Source organism: Alteromonas sp. ABH4_457, from assembly GCF_056160625.1.
In genome coordinates, this window is the sequence record NZ_JBSWXN010000006.1 from 28,644 (window position 1) to 43,061 (window position 14,418).

Here is a 14,418-nt window from a genome sequence, read left to right on the forward strand (position 1 = left end):
TTATTCATCAATTTAAACGGCAGGGACAAACTGACCCACGCCCAGTGCATCAGGCGCTTCCCCGTGACGCTTTGCTGTAATAGATTGGGGCGAAACTGCTACACGCAAGCCCATATCCTTTTCGCGGCGAACCACATCTCCACGCAGTGAATTGGTAAAGACGTCTGTGATTTTCACATCCACAAATTCACCAATCATGTCCGGTGAACCTTCAAAGTTCACTACACGGTTATTTTCAGTACGGCCGGACAGCTCCATCGGGTTCTTTTTCGACGGGCCTTCTACCAGAATCCGCTGCTCAGTGCCGACCATATGACGGGCAATGCGTAATGCCTGCTGGGTGATGCGTTGCTGCAACAGGTGCAGGCGCTGCTTCTTCACGTCTTCGCTGACATCATCCACGGCATCAGCAGCAGGCGTACCCGGACGTGCGCTGTAGATGAAACTGAAGCTCAGGTCATAATCGATGGCCTGAATCAGATCCATGGTCGCCTCAAAATCTGCATCGGTTTCACCCGGATAGCCGATGATGAAGTCTGAAGACATGCAAATGTCAGGACGTACTTTCTTCAGCTTGCGGATTTTCGATTTGTATTCCAGTGCCGTGTGACCACGTTTCATCATGTTGAGAATACGGTCGGAACCGCTCTGAACAGGCAGGTGAAGGTGGTTTACCAGCTCGGGAATTGTCTCGTACGCGGCGATAATGTCATCGGTGAACTCCACCGGATGCGACGTGGTGTAACGGATACGGTCAATACCGTCGATGGCTGCGACCATTTCCAGAAGCTCGGCAAAGCGGCAAATGGTGCCGTCGTGATGCTCCCCACGGAATGCGTTTACGTTCTGGCCTAACAGGTTCACTTCCCGTACGCCCTGTTCAGCTAACTGCGCGATTTCCAGAATCACGTCATCAACCGGACGGCTGACTTCTTCACCACGGGTGTAGGGTACAACACAGAATGTGCAGTACTTGGAACAGCCTTCCATAATTGAAACGAAAGCCGTGGGACCTTCTGCACGGGGTTCAGGCAGTGAATCAAACTTTTCAATTTCAGGGAAACTGACATCCACCACAGAACCGGCACCGCCCTGAAGTTGCTTAATCATTTCCGGCAAACGGTGCAGAGTTTGCGGGCCGAATACCAGATCTACGAACGGTGCGCGCTGACGGATATGGTCGCCTTCCTGTGAGGCGACACAGCCACCCACGCCGATAATGAGTTCGGGTTTGTCTTTTTTCAGATTTTTCCAGCGGCCTAACTGGTGAAACACCTTTTCCTGTGCTTTTTCACGGATAGAACAAGTGTTCAGCAGGATCACGTCCGCCTCTTCTGCTTCCTGCGCAAGCGAATAACCGTGGGTAGAATCCAGCAGATCTGCCATTTTCTCCGAGTCATACTCGTTCATCTGACAGCCCCAGGTTTTGATATACAGCTTTTTGGTCATATTCACGTCACGATTTCAGGTGTTGCGGCATTAAAAACCACGGGCTAAACCCGTAAAACAGCCGGCTAGTGTTCAAAATAGCCGCGTATTTTACCTGTTGAGAAGCTGTTTGCCCAGCGGTTCCTTAAATCTGTTCCGCAGTTTAATACTGTTTAGTATAGCTTGCTGATCTATAGCAACAGTATGACATTGGCTTCATGGTAGTCGCTGCCGGTTTAGGTCATAATGCGCTATCGCTTCAGGAGATGTTATGTACGATTTTTGTATCAATGGTGGTGGAATGGTTGGCGCAGCGCTGGCATCAGGGCTGGCGCAGCAGGGATATAAAATTGCCATCATTGAAACGGTGCAGCCGCAGCCATTTCAACACGGTCAGCCGCCGGATCTGCGTTTGTCTGCTATCAGCCTGACGTCCGTGGATTTATTACGGGCGCTGGGGGCATGGGAGCACATTGAAGCCATGCGGGTGCGGCCCTACGATACCTTGTCTGTGTGGGAAAATCCGGATATGGCCACCCGCTTCAATGCACAAAGTATCGGCCAGACTCAACTGGGATATTTTGTTGAGAACCGTCTTATCCAGTTAGGCTGTCACCGTGTTCTGGCGGATTTGCCGGTGGACTGGATAACGCAAACGAGTTTGCAGTCTTATGAGGTTGATGAATCCACTGCCATCACACGGGCCACACTGGAAAACGGTGAAAGTTTGCAATGCCGTTACCTTATCGGGGCTGATGGGGCCCGCAGCCGTGTGAGAGCGCTGGCGAAAATTGGTTCCACTGGCTGGCAGTACGGCCAGCAGGCAATGGGCATTATTATCGAAGGTGCAGATGCTTTTGAGGGTGAAACCTGGCAGCAGTTTTATCCTTCCGGACCCAGAGCATTGCTTCCCATGTACGGCCAGTTTGCTTCGTTGATCTGGTACGACAGCGGCGAACGTATAAAGCAATTGCAAGGCATGAACGACAAAGCGTTAACAGAGGAAATTCTTAGTCATTTTCCCCGTCTTTCACCTGAATTCCGTATCGTCAGTAAGGCCGGTTTTGTGCTCACGCGTTCACATGCTTCAGACTATGTGCGGCCGGGTGTCATATTAGCCGGAGATGCAGCGCATACCATTAATCCGCTGGCAGGGCAGGGCGTGAATCTCGGCTTTAAAGATGTATCGGCTTTACTGGCTCTGACCGGCGACTGCAAACCTCAAAGTGATGAGTTTTACCACAGACTGAAAACAGAATATGAACGCCCGAGAATGAAAGACAACGCCCTGATGATGTCGGCGATGGACGGCTTTTACCTCTTGTTTAGTAATAAAATACCCCCAGTTAAGTGGTTTAGAAACCTGATGCTGAAAGGTGCGGATATGGCCGGGCCGGTGAAAGATCAGGTATTGAAGTATGCAATGGGGATGGACGAATGGAAGTTCTGATCTTACTGGGTGTGTTATTTCTGGCGCTGATTATTATTGTGCCGTTAATTGAACGCTCCAAAATGCGGGTGAGTCCGGAAACAGCAAGCAAAATCAGCCGCTGGATTTGGCCGCTGGTGATGATTTCTCTGGTTATTCAGCTAATAAGAATGATGATGCAGGGCTGATTCAGACTGTGTCATTTCAGGCTGCGTTATTTAATTCGCTCATCGCTCTGCTTATCAGTCGTTTAGTTTGTTCATTGTCTTCACAGACAAAAGCCTGTGTTCTGAGACCAACGAATTGACATTGCAGCCAGGCGGCCAGCTCACTGAGATCTGCTTCTTGTGATATGTTGCCTTGGTGCTGAGCATTTTCCAACACTAACAAAAATGCTGATTTCAGCGTCGCCATCCCTTCAACTACCACTTGTCTGATTGCTTCAGGCAACTGTTCCATATCTGACAGTGTTCTGACCAGCAGACATTGACGTTGGTACTGCAATTCCCCGGGACAAGTCGTCACACTGACAAAATATTTTTCTAATTCTGCAAGCGCATCCGGAAAGGCTGAACAGGCCTCTATATCACGTTTACTATCTTCAACGTACGTTTCTATCACCAGCCTGAACAAGCCGTCCTTGCTTTTGAAACGGTGATAAATACTGCCGGGTCTCATATCTAATGCGGACTGGAGTTCGCGCATACCCACGGCACTGTAGCCTTTTTTCCAAAACAGCACAGTCGCATTCTTTATCAACTCTTCATTGGTTATTTTCATTCGAATTACCTTAGAACACATTTTTTTGAACAATCGTTCAAAAATGACTTGAACGGTCGTTCAAAGTCCTTATATCTTATACACAGAGCAATCACATTGCGTTGATTATTTTACTTAACGGAGAATTTTATGACTACTTATACATTGCATACTGAAGATACTGCCCCCGAAAAAGCTAAGCCACTACTGGAAAATTCAAAGAAGTCTTTTGGAATGATCCCTAACCTGCATGCGGTCATGGCATCATCTCCTGAATTACTCGAAGGTTATCAGGTGCTTCACGATTTAGCTCAGAAAACAGATTTTACTGCAGAAGAATTAACCGTCGTCTGGCAAACGGTGAACGTGGAACACGAGTGCCATTACTGCGTACCGGCGCATACAGGTATTGCCAAAAGCATGAAAGTTGATGACAAGCTGATTGATGCATTGCGTAATAACGAAGAGCTTGAAGATGCAAAGTTAAATGCTCTGAGAAATGCAGTCCTCTCTGTCACCCGCGGTCGTGGCCACATTGACGATGAGGCGATGAAAGGCTTTACTGATGCGGGTTACACCACAAGAAATATGCTGGATATCATATTAATTCTGGCCCAGAAGGTAATGAGTAATTACACCAATCATCTGGCAGAAACGCCGGTAGATGCGGCATTTGAAAAGTTTGCGTGGGCACCGGCTAAGTAGGACATAATACGGCTATCTTAAACAGATAGCCGTAGTTCGTTTACCAGATACCGTCTTCGCTTTTACCCTGAATTTTGCAGTCACCGGTTTTGTATTCCATGTCCCCGCCACGGTCGTGTTTGGCAAAATAGTCTTGACTGATGGAGACGATAGTGGGCGTCATCCAGACAATGGCGATGATGTTTATTACTGTCATTAATCCCAGAGCCATGTCAGCCATTGCCCAAACGGTAGGCAAAGCTGCCTGAGAGCCCCACAGGATCATGATAAGGTATCCGGCAGTGTAGGCAATGCGGCCCGCTTTGTTGTCCAGTTTGAACATATGCAGGTTGCTTTCGCCGTAGGCGTAGTTCGCAACCACCGAGGTGAATGAGAACAGGCAGATTGCTGCGGCAACAAAGTCTTCACCACCCATTCCGATGTGTTTCGTCATTGCTGCCTGAGTCATACCAATACCTTCCATCTGACCGGTTGCTTCGCCGCCTGCCAGTAAAATGATAAATGCTGTCGCCGTACACAGGATCATTGTGTCAACGAAGACCCCCAGCATCTGAATGTAGCCCTGAGATACCGGATGATTTGGTGTAGGTGCGGCACTGGCTGCCGCATGAGGTACACTGCCTGAACCGGCTTCATTGGAATAAAGGCCACGCTGGATACCATTTTTCACGGCAGCCCCCAGCATACCGGCACCGGCTTCCTGTAAGCCGAATGCAGACTTGATAATCGACATGAGTACGGCAGGCAATTCAGTGATGTTGAAAGCCACAATAAGCAGCGCCGCTATCACATAGCCAATAGCCATGAAGGGCACAATCCACTCTGCAAAGCGGGCAATACCCCGTAAACCACCCACAACAATGAGTGATGCCAGAGCAATAATTACCAGACCGGAATATAGCGGATTAAAACTGTAGGCGTTGTTCAGTGCATCGGTAATGGTATTTGCCTGCACCGCACTGAATACGAAACCGTAACCGAAAAACAGACAGAGTGAAAAGGCCACTGCCAGCCAGGTTTTATTCAGTCCCTGTTTAATGTAATAAGCCGGACCACCCCGGTATTCACCGTTCTCATCTTTCACCTTATAAAGCTGACCGAGAACGCTTTCGGCAAAACCGGTAGCCATGCCCAAAAAGGCAATAACCCACATCCAGAAAATAGCGCCTGCACCGCCAAGAGAAATTGCTACTGCCACACCGGCCAGATTACCTGTACCTACACGGGCGGATAAGCTGGTGCACAATGCCTGAAATGAACTGATACCTTCTTTCGTTGTGGAAGTACTGCCTTTCATCAACGAGAACATATGGGTGAAATGACGGAGTTGTACCGCGCCGAGTTTCCAGGTGAACCAGAGACCACACCCGAGCAACATGACGATAAGGACCTGGCCGTCACCCCACAGCACATTATTTACGGCCGATACGATATCGTTTATCACATGAATTCCTTGTTATTTATAATAGATCTTCTTTATTGTCCGGCTATCTTATCAGAACAGGGCAGGGGGAAAAGGCTATACAACCCGTGTTTGCATAAATATCTCTGTTTTTTGAATTTTCAACGCACTGAAAAACAGGCATAAAAAAACCAGTCAAAAGACTGGTTTTTTCATAATATGGCTGGGGTAGCTGGACTCGAACCAACGGATGGCGGGATCAAAACCCGCTGCCTTACCAACTTGGCTATACCCCAATCAACTGGGTGTTAGCTGAATGGATTCAACATAACGAAATAATGGCTGGGGTAGCTGGACTCGAACCAACGGATGGCGGGATCAAAACCCGCTGCCTTACCAACTTGGCTATACCCCAATAATGGTGCGGAAGGAGAGACTTGAACTCTCACGCCGTGAAGCACTGGAACCTAAATCCAGCGTGTCTACCAATTCCACCACTTCCGCGCAGCTAGACATACCTGAGAGATATTGTAAGAAAGTGGTGGCTACGGCGAGATTCGAACTTGCGACCCCATCATTATGAGTGATGTGCTCTAACCAGCTGAGCTACGTAGCCTCTTTCTTTCTCTTCCCTCTCAGGAAGTGGCGCGTATTATGCGGATATGACCCCCGACCGTCAACCCCTTTTTTACTAACTTTTTTTAAGTGCTCACTATGTGTACTGAAATGCTTAATATGGCGTCAAAATGGTGGAAAAGAGATCAATTTGAGGGCATTTGCTATGAATTTCTTCCCTCAGTATTGGCGATTAATTAACCGGCTTAGCGGTCTGAATTTGCCGGTTGTGAAATCTTTTTCCCTGAAATCTGCGAATAAATCCGATAATGTGAGTAAATTGTTAAGTCAGATCTTAAAGGAAGAAGAAAAATATGATGAATAAGGTCGCTTCACCCTTCGTAAAACTCGTTGAGCGCTATCTGCCGGACCCGTATATCTTTGTTTTATTGCTTACTTTGGTGGTTTTTGCCGCAGCAGTGCTTGTAGAAGGACAATCTCCGCAGCAGGTTGTTGAGCAATGGGGGAGCGGATTATGGGGGCTACTCAGTTTTTCCATGCAAATGCTGCTCGTGCTTGTCACCGGATACATGCTGGCAAGTACGCCGCTGGTAAAAGGCGGGCTGGAGAAAATGGCCGGACTCGCAAACTCTGCACCTAAGGCGATTTTACTGGTTTCGCTGGTATCGCTTGCTGCCAGCTGGCTGAACTGGGGCTTTGGTCTGGTGGTGGGGGCGTTATTTGCCAAAGCGCTGGCAAGGAAGGTTGAGGTTGATTATCGTTTGCTGGTGGCCAGTGCCTATTCCGGATTCGTGGTTTGGCATGGCGGTCTTGCCGGCTCTGTTCCACTGACCATTGCCACGCCCGGTCACTTTTCTGTTGATCAGATTGGCGTTGTCGACACATCACAAACTATTTTTGCCACCTTTAACCTTGTTCTGGTCGCCATATTGTTCGTGGTAATGCCGGTGGTAAACCGTTTGATGCTGCCTTCGAAAGAAGACAGTGTCATTGTACCGGCATCAAAACTTGAAGACGAACCTGTGCCGGAAGTTGAAAATACCCGTCCGGCGGATAAACTGGAAAACAGCGTTATTCTGGCACAGCTTACCGGGTTTGCAGGTCTGGCGTATCTGCTTATGTACTTTATAAACGGCGGCACGTTAAACCTGAATATCGTAAACGGTCTCTTTTTGTTTCTCGCCATTGTGTTACACGGGACACCACGGAAATTACTGCATAGTTTGCATCAGGCTGTGAAAGGCGGAGCGGGCATTGTTATCCAGTTTCCGTTTTATGCCGGGATTATGGCTGTCATGGTTCAGTCCGGCTTAGCGCAGAGTCTGTCGGAATGGCTTATCAGTCTTGCCAGTGCGCAGTCGCTGCCGGTCTGGAGTTTTATCTCTGCGGGCATTGTGAATATTTTTGTGCCGTCCGGAGGCGGGCAGTGGGCGGTTCAGGCTCCGGTGGTACTGCCAGCGGCGCTGGAACTGGGCGCCGATGCAAGCCGTGTTGCAATGGGTGTTGCCTGGGGGGATGCCTGGACGAATTTAATCCAGCCTTTCTGGGCGCTGCCTGTGCTGGCGATTGCCGGGCTTAAAGCCAAAGATATTATGGGGTTTTGTCTGGTGCAGTTGCTACTGACCGGCGTGGTGATTGGCGCAGTGCTGTATTGGGTTTAGCACTCTGCCTGCCTCACCGTTTAACCAGCTTTAGCCGGTATCACAGCGTAACTTCTTAAAGATAAAAAGCGCTCAAATAAAAACACCGCCATCAGGCGGTGTTTTTGAATGACAGTGCGATTACACGTTAAAACGGAAGTGAATGACGTCACCGTCTTTAACGATATAGTCTTTACCTTCCAGACGCCATTTACCGGCATCCTTTGCGCCTTGCTCGCCGCCAAACTCAACAAAATGGTCGTAGCCAACGATTTCTGCGCGGATAAAGCCTTTTTCAAAGTCTGTGTGGATCTTACCGGCTGCCTGAGGGGCTGTTGAGCCTTCAGGGAATGTCCATGCACGCACTTCTTTTACCCCTGCGGTGAAGTAAGTTTGCAAAGTCAGCAGGTTGTAGCCGGCACGGATAACACGGTTAAGACCAGGTTCTTCCAGACCCATGTCCTGCATGAATTCTTCACGCTCATCATCTTCAAGCTCAGCAATTTCAGCTTCAATTTCAGCGCAAACGGCAACAACTACAGCATTTTCAGCGGCTGCGATTTCTTTTACCTGATCGAGGAACGGGTTATTTTCAAATCCGTCATCGTTCACGTTAGCGATATACATGGTAGGTTTCAGTGTTAACATGTTCATGTAGCTGATGGCTGCCATTTCTTCTTTGGTCAGTTCCAGAGAGCGTAGCAGGTTGCCTTCGTCCAGGTGCGGTTTTATCTTTTCCAGTACTTTTAATTCGTACTTCGCATCGGCATCGCCACCTTTGGCACGCTTAGATACACGGTGAATGGCTTTTTCTGTGGTTTCCAGATCCGCCAGTGCCAGTTCGGTATTGATAACGTCAATATCATCTTTCGGGCTGACTTTACCGGCAACGTGCACAATGTTGTCGTTTTCAAAACAACGCACAACGTGTCCGATAGCATCGGTTTCACGAATATTTGCCAGGAACTTGTTACCCAGACCTTCACCTTTTGAAGCACCTTCAACCAGACCGGCAATGTCCACGAATTCCATGGTAGTAGGAATGACGCGCTGCGGATTGACGATTTCTGCCAGCTTGTCCAGACGTAAGTCCGGTACAGGTACTACACCGGTATTCGGTTCAATAGTACAGAAAGGGAAGTTCGCCGCTTCAATTCCGGCTTTGGTAAGTGCGTTGAACAGGGTAGATTTACCCACATTTGGCAGACCAACGATGCCACATTTAAAACCCATGTGCTGGACCCTTGTTAAGTTATCAGCCCTGAACGTCAGCTTTAAAACTATGCAGTCGGTTCTGGGCTTGCTTTAAATCGTTTTTAATTAAAATCTCTGTACACCGGACCGCTTCATCGATGGCATCTTCAATTGCCCGCTTTTCGTTTTCCGGTGGTTTGCCAAGTACATGGCCGGTTACCTTGCTTTTATGGCCGGGGTGACCGATACCAATTCGCAAGCGTAAGAAATCTTTGTTGTTGCCCATTTTAGCGACGATGTCGCGAATGCCATTTTGACTGGAGCTGCCGCCAACTTTATATTTAGCGATTCCCGGAGGTAAATCCAGCTCATCAAAAGCAATCAACATATTCTCTGCAGGGATACGGTAGAAGTTTGCCATTGCGGCTACCGCCTGACCACTTTTATTCATGTAAGTAGTCGGGTAGATCAGACGAATATCTTGATTGCCTACGGTTATCCGGCCAGTGAGACCAAAAAACTTACTTTCAGGCTTAAGGGAGGTGTTAAAACGCGCTGCCAGTTCGTTCAGAAACCAGACGCCGGCGTTATGTCGGGTATGTTCATATTCCGGGCCCGGATTTCCCAGGCCCGCAATCAGACGGATATCTGACGACAAGCTGATTATTCCTCAGCTGCGTCTTCTTCGCCTTCTTCTGCTTCAGGTGCTTTAGGAGCAGGCTTAACAGTAACAACTGCTAAGTTGTGTGCATCATCACCTTTAGCCAGTTCAACAGACGAAACGCCTGCAGGCAGAGTCAGGTCAGACAGGTGAACGGTAGCATCCATTTCAACTGCAGCCATATCTACTTCGATGAACTCAGGCAGATCTTTAGGCAGACACGTGATTTCGATTTCGTTTACGTGGTGCTCTGCAATACCGCCAGCTTTGATAGCAGCAGATTTTTCTTCATTGATGAAGTGCAGAGGAACGCTGGTGTGCAGCTCTTCGCCAGCGATAACGCGTTGGAAGTCAACGTGAGTGATCTTAGGCTTGAACGGGTGACGTTGCATGTCTTTAACTAACGCTTCAACTTTCTGACCGTCAATGTTCAGAGTCAGAACGTGAGAGTAGAATGCTTCGAAATCAGCAGCGTTGTTCAGTTTGTTGTGATCAAGAGTCAGTGCAACAGGGGCTTCTTCGCCACCGTACAGGATTGCAGGAACTTTATCAGCATGACGCAGGCGGCGGCTCGCACCTTTCCCCAGGTCAGTACGTACTACTGCATCCAGGTTAAAAATAGCTTCAGACATTAATATGTCTCCAATATATTTAGTTTATTTTTGTGAGTTTTTGCGACCAAAACCCACGCGATAACGGCAATAAACAAGGCTCATTTACCGTACCCCGAAATAAAAGGGCGGCGAATTCTACCACCGCGAAGCAGGATATACAAACGTCAATTACATTTCACTGTGGTGCGGTGCGACTGCTGTGGCATCGGCACTGACCACTTTTTCTACTTTAAAAACGGTTCCGAACTGAGTCGTTGTCACCATACCGGTCAGCGGCTGACCTTCGACAATCAGTTTCATGCCATTCTGACGGTAAGATTTATCCAGTCCGCGCAGGGTGTAACGCTCTCCGGTGTCAGTAATGAAACCGAAAAAGCCGCCTTCATGCTGCTGATAGACCATTTTTCCTGACAAGGTAATGTTGTTTTCCATTTCAGTGGCCTTATTGTCGATATTATCAGTCACATTTTTCGTAACGTTCTCAACCACATTGAGGGTGACGGTTTCTGTTTTTGACACGTCGTCCGGCGTAGCTTCATCGCTACAGGCACTGCACAGGCTGACTAACGCTGCTAAATAAACAAGTCTGATCATAATATCTCCGCCGTAGTTATGGTCAGCAGACCTTTTTTGTCATTGTGCCGGTTTTGACCTGAACGGACAATGAACAGGTGGGTGTGGTTTATTGTTTGTGCCTTTTTATTTTATTAAAACTCAGAGGATTGAGTCTATGTCTTCAGAATTTCACTTTTACGAGCCTTCAGCGGGTCATGGCCTCAAACATGATCCCTTCAACAGTATTATTGCACCCAGACCCATCGGCTGGATTTCCACTGTTGACGAAAAGGGTATCGCTAATCTGGCACCTTACAGCTTTTTTAATGCATTCAATTACACGCCGCCCATTATTGGTTTTTCCAGCATCGGCTTTAAAGACTCAGTAAGAAATATTCAGGCGACAGGAGAGTTTTGCTATAACCTGGTGAGTGTGCCGCTGGCACAGCAGATGAATCAGACCTGTGCACAGGTCGATGCCAGTGTGGATGAGTTTGAACTGGCAGGGCTGACAAAAGGCGAGTCCCGCACTGTTAAGCCGCCCCATGTTGCGGAAAGTGGCGTGGTGATGGAATGCCGCAAAACACAAATCGTACAATTGCAGGGCAGCAATGGTGAATTGTGTGATACATGGATGGTATTCGGTGAAGTGACCGGCGTGAAGATAAAAACATCACTGATTGAAGACGGTATTTTTAAAACGGGCAGGGCAGAACCCCTGTTGCGGGCGGGTGGTGCAGGGGATTATTACACCATTGATAGTGAAAACCTGTTTGAGATGTTGCGTCCCCGCTGATACAAAAAAGCCGGTGCTTTTCAGCACCGGCCGTTAATAATCTGCTCACCGGCAGCTATCAGTATTCGAACATCGCTGAGATAGACTCTTCATTGCTGATGCGGCGAATCGTTTCAGCCAGCATTTCAGACAATGTGAGTTGCTTCACTTTACCGGTTGCTTGCATGTCTTTTGACAGCGGAATACTGTCGGTAACAATGATTTCATCGATAACCGACTCTTTCAGGTTCTTAGGCGCGTTGCCTGAGAAGATAGCGTGAGTCGCGTAAGCATACACTTTGCGCGCGCCATGATTTTTCAGGGCTTCTGCGGCTTTGGCCAGCGTACCGCCGGTGTCAATCATGTCGTCAACAATGATGCAGTCACGGTCTTTCACATCACCGATAATATTCATCACCTGAGAAACGTTCGCTTTCGGACGACGTTTATCGATGATTGCCAGTTCTGCATCATTCAGCAGTTTAGCCGTTGCACGGGCACGTACTACGCCGCCAATGTCCGGAGACACAACAATCGGGTCAACAAAATCACGCTGAACCATGTCTGCAAGCAGGATAGGTGTACCGAAAGCGTTATCTACCGGTACATCGAAGAAACCCTGGATTTGCTCTGCGTGCAGGTCGATGGTCAGTACGCGGTCAACACCCACGTTAGACAGAAAATCTGCGACCACACGGGCTGTGATTGGCACCCTGGCTGAGCGGACGCGACGGTCTTGTCTCGCATAACCAAAATAAGGAATAACAGCAGTAATTCGTCCTGCTGATGCACGACGCAGGGCGTCGATCATCACAATCAATTCCATCAGGTTGTCGTTGGTTGGTGCACAGGTAGACTGGATAATAAAAACGTCCGAGCCACGGACGTTTTCATGAATTTCTACACTGATCTCACCGTCGCTAAAGCGACCAACACTGGCGTTACCAAGTTTGGTATAAAGGCGTTCTGCAACCTTATGGGCAAGTTCGGGGACGGCGTTGCCTGCAAAGAGCTTCATATCTGGCACAAGTGTTTCCTCGGTGCGTTTGATAAAGGAGGTGGCTGGGGTAGCTGGACTCGAACCAACGAATGGCGGGATCAAAACCCGCTGCCTTACCAACTTGGCTATACCCCAAAAATTTAGTTCATGTCCGATGCTTCGTTCACGTATTTTAGCTTTTGTTGTAATGGCGACATATTCACACCTTTAGCAACAAAACCGGACCATTCTGCGGGCAATTTCCCGAGAACCTGTCTGGCTGAATTTTCATCACTAAATACAGAAAATACGCACGCGCCTGTGCCCGTCATCCGCGACGGTGCGAATTGTAGCAACCACTGTAATAATATTGCAACTTCCGGATGCTTTTTACAGACAATACTCTGGCAATCATTATGCGTTGCAGCGAAAGTATAATTGTGCCACTCCATGGCCGGTGTGTTGCGGGGCAGGGCAGGCTCTCTGAAAATATCAGCGGTGCCTACGTGTATACCCGGATTGACAACCAGATACCATTGTTCGTCTAAATCAGCAGCACTGATGTGCTCGCCCACACCGCCGGCGAAACCCGTACGGCCTTCAACAAAGATAGGTACGTCGGCGCCCAGACGCAGACCTAACCCGGCCAGTTCTGCTGTACTCAGACCGCACTGCCACAAGTAATTCAGTGCAACCAGCACTGTGGCGGCGTTAGATGAGCCACCGCCAATACCGCCGCCCATGGGCAGTGACTTTTTCAACCGGATGTTTGCGCCTTTGTCTGTTCCTGTGTGTTCCTTTAACAGTCTGGCTGCTTTTACAATCAGATTATCTTCATCATTCACACCGGGAATCGACGGATTAAGGGTGATATTACCGTCGTTGGTGACATCAAAAGCCAGTTCATCACCCCGGTCCAGTAACTGGAACAGGGTCTGGAGCTGATGGTAACCGTTATCGTATTTACCGAGGATATGAAGGAATAAATTCAGTTTGGCCGGGCTGGGCCACCATTCACTGTGTTGCATTACTGTATGGTCCACTCATCAATCCGGATTTTTATCCATATTTTTGTATTGTCTGTGCGGGTAAGCATTAACTGATGCGGCAACCACAGTCCTGCTTCCTCACCATAGTTGCTGTAACTGACTTGCCAGTTGCCGCAGGCTTCACAGCCCGGAGAAAGGGAAGCCAGTAGTTGTTTATCGTTGAGCTTGTAGTCGTCGCCCCGTAAAGGCAGCCCCTTTACCCAGTTGAGCAGCTTGCCGGCGGGAATATCCCAGCCGGTTGTCTGGTATATCAGACGTGCCGGACTGGTGTCCTGCCAGCGCTTATCGTCAGCTTCCAGTGTAGCCATGCCGTCACTGAAATCGATATTCGCCAGGGTAATACCCAGCATATTGGTTAAACGGAAATTAAAATCGGGCTCATCGGTTTTCCAGTTTACGTGAGCGCTTACAGCTTCTTTTTCATTGCGGATAGCCATCTTACCTTTCATCTGCCAGCGGGTGACGGATTTCAGCTTCTCAAGCTGTGAAGGCAGGTTTACTGCGGTCTCCGGACCATCCGGCAGAGTGGTACAGGCTGATAACAGGGCGATAAACAGACCTGCAAAAAGTATTCGGAAAATCATGAACGATTATGATCCTACGCAATGCAACGGGATGATTGCTTCAAAACTCAGGGATCTAATGGGAACAC

General features: G+C 48.6%; 15 protein-coding genes and 5 tRNA genes. 5 read left to right on the forward strand and 15 right to left on the reverse strand.

Translation table 11 applies throughout. The features are described from left to right. Positions 1-12 precede the first annotated feature (12 nt). Positions 13-1,449, reverse strand: a complete 1,437-nt coding sequence (gene miaB, locus ACXAGR_RS15500; protein WP_303575582.1) for a tRNA (N6-isopentenyl adenosine(37)-C2)-methylthiotransferase MiaB — start codon at positions 1,447-1,449, stop codon at positions 13-15. Between the two features lie 250 nt (positions 1,450-1,699). On the opposite strand from miaB, the gene ACXAGR_RS15505 reads away from it, so the two are divergent. Both ACXAGR_RS15505 and ACXAGR_RS15510 read left to right on the forward strand, forming a co-directional pair. Continuing rightward, positions 1,700-2,878: an FAD-dependent monooxygenase gene (locus tag ACXAGR_RS15505; protein WP_474851187.1), complete on the forward strand. Its 1,179-nt coding sequence runs from the start codon at positions 1,700-1,702 to the stop codon at positions 2,876-2,878. Further along, positions 2,866-3,045, forward strand: a complete 180-nt coding sequence (locus tag ACXAGR_RS15510) for a hypothetical protein (protein WP_474844509.1) — start codon at positions 2,866-2,868, stop codon at positions 3,043-3,045. Before ACXAGR_RS15505 ends, ACXAGR_RS15510 begins: the two co-directional genes overlap by 13 nt. Positions 3,046-3,061: 16 nt before the next feature. On the opposite strand, the gene ACXAGR_RS15515 is transcribed toward ACXAGR_RS15510, so the two are convergent. After that, a complete protein-coding gene (locus ACXAGR_RS15515; protein ID WP_474844507.1) occupies positions 3,062-3,637 on the reverse strand; it encodes a TetR/AcrR family transcriptional regulator in 576 nt (191 codons plus the stop codon). A gap of 129 nt (positions 3,638-3,766) precedes the next feature. Between ACXAGR_RS15515 and ACXAGR_RS15520 the strand changes: the two genes are divergently transcribed. Further along, positions 3,767-4,321 (forward strand): carboxymuconolactone decarboxylase family protein, encoded by a 555-nt coding sequence (locus tag ACXAGR_RS15520; RefSeq protein WP_474844506.1) that lies wholly within the window; start codon positions 3,767-3,769, stop codon positions 4,319-4,321. Positions 4,322-4,361: 40 nt separating this feature from the next. On the opposite strand, the gene ACXAGR_RS15525 is transcribed toward ACXAGR_RS15520, so the two are convergent. From ACXAGR_RS15525 to ACXAGR_RS15545, 5 genes are all read right to left on the reverse strand, one after another. Then, entirely contained in the window at positions 4,362-5,765 is a 1,404-nt protein-coding gene (locus ACXAGR_RS15525) for an alanine/glycine:cation symporter family protein (protein WP_474851188.1), read from the reverse strand. Positions 5,766-5,943: 178 nt separating this feature from the next. Beyond that, positions 5,944-6,019: transfer RNA gene (locus ACXAGR_RS15530), tRNA-Gln, on the reverse strand. Positions 6,020-6,062: 43 nt separating this feature from the next. Next, positions 6,063-6,138, reverse strand: a tRNA-Gln gene (locus ACXAGR_RS15535). A gap of 4 nt (positions 6,139-6,142) precedes the next feature. Next, positions 6,143-6,227, reverse strand: a tRNA-Leu gene (locus ACXAGR_RS15540). A 35-nt stretch (positions 6,228-6,262) separates the two neighbouring features. Beyond that, positions 6,263-6,339, reverse strand: a tRNA-Met gene (locus tag ACXAGR_RS15545). A gap of 313 nt (positions 6,340-6,652) precedes the next feature. Here ACXAGR_RS15545 and ACXAGR_RS15550 point away from each other — a divergent pair. Continuing rightward, on the forward strand, positions 6,653-7,960 hold the full coding sequence (locus ACXAGR_RS15550; RefSeq protein ID WP_474851189.1) for a short-chain fatty acid transporter: 1,308 nt from the start codon (positions 6,653-6,655) through the stop codon (positions 7,958-7,960). 120 nt (positions 7,961-8,080) lie between these two features. On the opposite strand, the gene ychF is transcribed toward ACXAGR_RS15550, so the two are convergent. The 4 genes from ychF to ACXAGR_RS15570 form a co-directional block, all read right to left on the reverse strand. Further along, positions 8,081-9,172 carry a redox-regulated ATPase YchF gene (gene ychF / locus ACXAGR_RS15555; protein ID WP_474844503.1) on the reverse strand — a complete coding sequence of 364 codons (1,092 nt, stop codon included), beginning with the start codon at positions 9,170-9,172 and terminating at the stop codon, positions 8,081-8,083. Between the two features lie 22 nt (positions 9,173-9,194). Then, positions 9,195-9,791, reverse strand: coding sequence for an aminoacyl-tRNA hydrolase (gene pth, locus ACXAGR_RS15560; protein ID WP_474851190.1), 597 nt, complete (start codon positions 9,789-9,791; stop codon positions 9,195-9,197). A 5-nt stretch (positions 9,792-9,796) separates the two neighbouring features. Then, positions 9,797-10,426, reverse strand: a complete 630-nt coding sequence (locus ACXAGR_RS15565; protein ID WP_474851191.1) for a 50S ribosomal protein L25/general stress protein Ctc — start codon at positions 10,424-10,426, stop codon at positions 9,797-9,799. A gap of 150 nt (positions 10,427-10,576) precedes the next feature. Further along, complete coding sequence (locus ACXAGR_RS15570) at positions 10,577-11,002, reverse strand: hypothetical protein (RefSeq protein WP_474851192.1); 426 nt, start codon at positions 11,000-11,002, stop codon at positions 10,577-10,579. Between the two features lie 136 nt (positions 11,003-11,138). Here ACXAGR_RS15570 and ACXAGR_RS15575 point away from each other — a divergent pair, with 136 nt between their 5' ends. After that, complete coding sequence (locus ACXAGR_RS15575) at positions 11,139-11,759, forward strand: flavin reductase family protein (RefSeq protein ID WP_474851193.1); 621 nt, start codon at positions 11,139-11,141, stop codon at positions 11,757-11,759. 58 nt (positions 11,760-11,817) lie between these two features. Here the strand turns inward: ACXAGR_RS15575 and ACXAGR_RS15580 are convergent, their stop codons facing one another. The 4 genes from ACXAGR_RS15580 to lolB all read right to left on the reverse strand — a co-directional run bounded on the left by ACXAGR_RS15580 (position 11,818) and on the right by lolB (position 14,350). Beyond that, positions 11,818-12,765 (reverse strand): ribose-phosphate pyrophosphokinase, encoded by a 948-nt coding sequence (locus tag ACXAGR_RS15580; RefSeq protein WP_119501754.1) that lies wholly within the window; start codon positions 12,763-12,765, stop codon positions 11,818-11,820. 32 nt (positions 12,766-12,797) lie between these two features. After that, a tRNA-Gln gene (locus ACXAGR_RS15585) sits at positions 12,798-12,873 on the reverse strand. 5 nt (positions 12,874-12,878) lie between these two features. Further along, entirely contained in the window at positions 12,879-13,760 is an 882-nt protein-coding gene (gene ispE, locus ACXAGR_RS15590) for a 4-(cytidine 5'-diphospho)-2-C-methyl-D-erythritol kinase (RefSeq protein ID WP_474851194.1), read from the reverse strand. Next, on the reverse strand, positions 13,745-14,350 hold the full coding sequence (gene lolB / locus ACXAGR_RS15595; RefSeq protein WP_303574144.1) for a lipoprotein insertase outer membrane protein LolB: 606 nt from the start codon (positions 14,348-14,350) through the stop codon (positions 13,745-13,747). The genes ispE and lolB overlap by 16 nt, the downstream gene beginning before the upstream one ends. Between the last annotated feature and the right edge of the window lie 68 nt (positions 14,351-14,418).

Excerpts from the sequence above, each read along its gene's own strand:
- ACXAGR_RS15515 (WP_474844507.1), bottom strand. The coding sequence starts at position 3,637 with ATGAAAATAACCAATGAAGAGTTGATAAAGAATGCGACTGTGCTGTTT.
- ACXAGR_RS15550 (WP_474851189.1), top strand. The coding sequence starts at position 6,653 with ATGATGAATAAGGTCGCTTCACCCTTCGTAAAACTCGTTGAGCGCTAT.
- ACXAGR_RS15570 (WP_474851192.1), bottom strand. The coding sequence starts at position 11,002 with ATGATCAGACTTGTTTATTTAGCAGCGTTAGTCAGCCTGTGCAGTGCC.
- ACXAGR_RS15575 (WP_474851193.1), top strand. The coding sequence starts at position 11,139 with ATGTCTTCAGAATTTCACTTTTACGAGCCTTCAGCGGGTCATGGCCTC.
- miaB (WP_303575582.1), bottom strand. The coding sequence starts at position 1,449 with ATGACCAAAAAGCTGTATATCAAAACCTGGGGCTGTCAGATGAACGAG.
- ACXAGR_RS15520 (WP_474844506.1), top strand. The coding sequence starts at position 3,767 with ATGACTACTTATACATTGCATACTGAAGATACTGCCCCCGAAAAAGCT.
- ACXAGR_RS15565 (WP_474851191.1), bottom strand. The coding sequence starts at position 10,426 with ATGTCTGAAGCTATTTTTAACCTGGATGCAGTAGTACGTACTGACCTG.
- ACXAGR_RS15510 (WP_474844509.1), top strand. The coding sequence starts at position 2,866 with ATGGAAGTTCTGATCTTACTGGGTGTGTTATTTCTGGCGCTGATTATT.
- ychF (WP_474844503.1), bottom strand. The coding sequence starts at position 9,172 with ATGGGTTTTAAATGTGGCATCGTTGGTCTGCCAAATGTGGGTAAATCT.
- lolB (WP_303574144.1), bottom strand. The coding sequence starts at position 14,350 with ATGATTTTCCGAATACTTTTTGCAGGTCTGTTTATCGCCCTGTTATCA.
- ACXAGR_RS15505 (WP_474851187.1), top strand. The coding sequence starts at position 1,700 with ATGTACGATTTTTGTATCAATGGTGGTGGAATGGTTGGCGCAGCGCTG.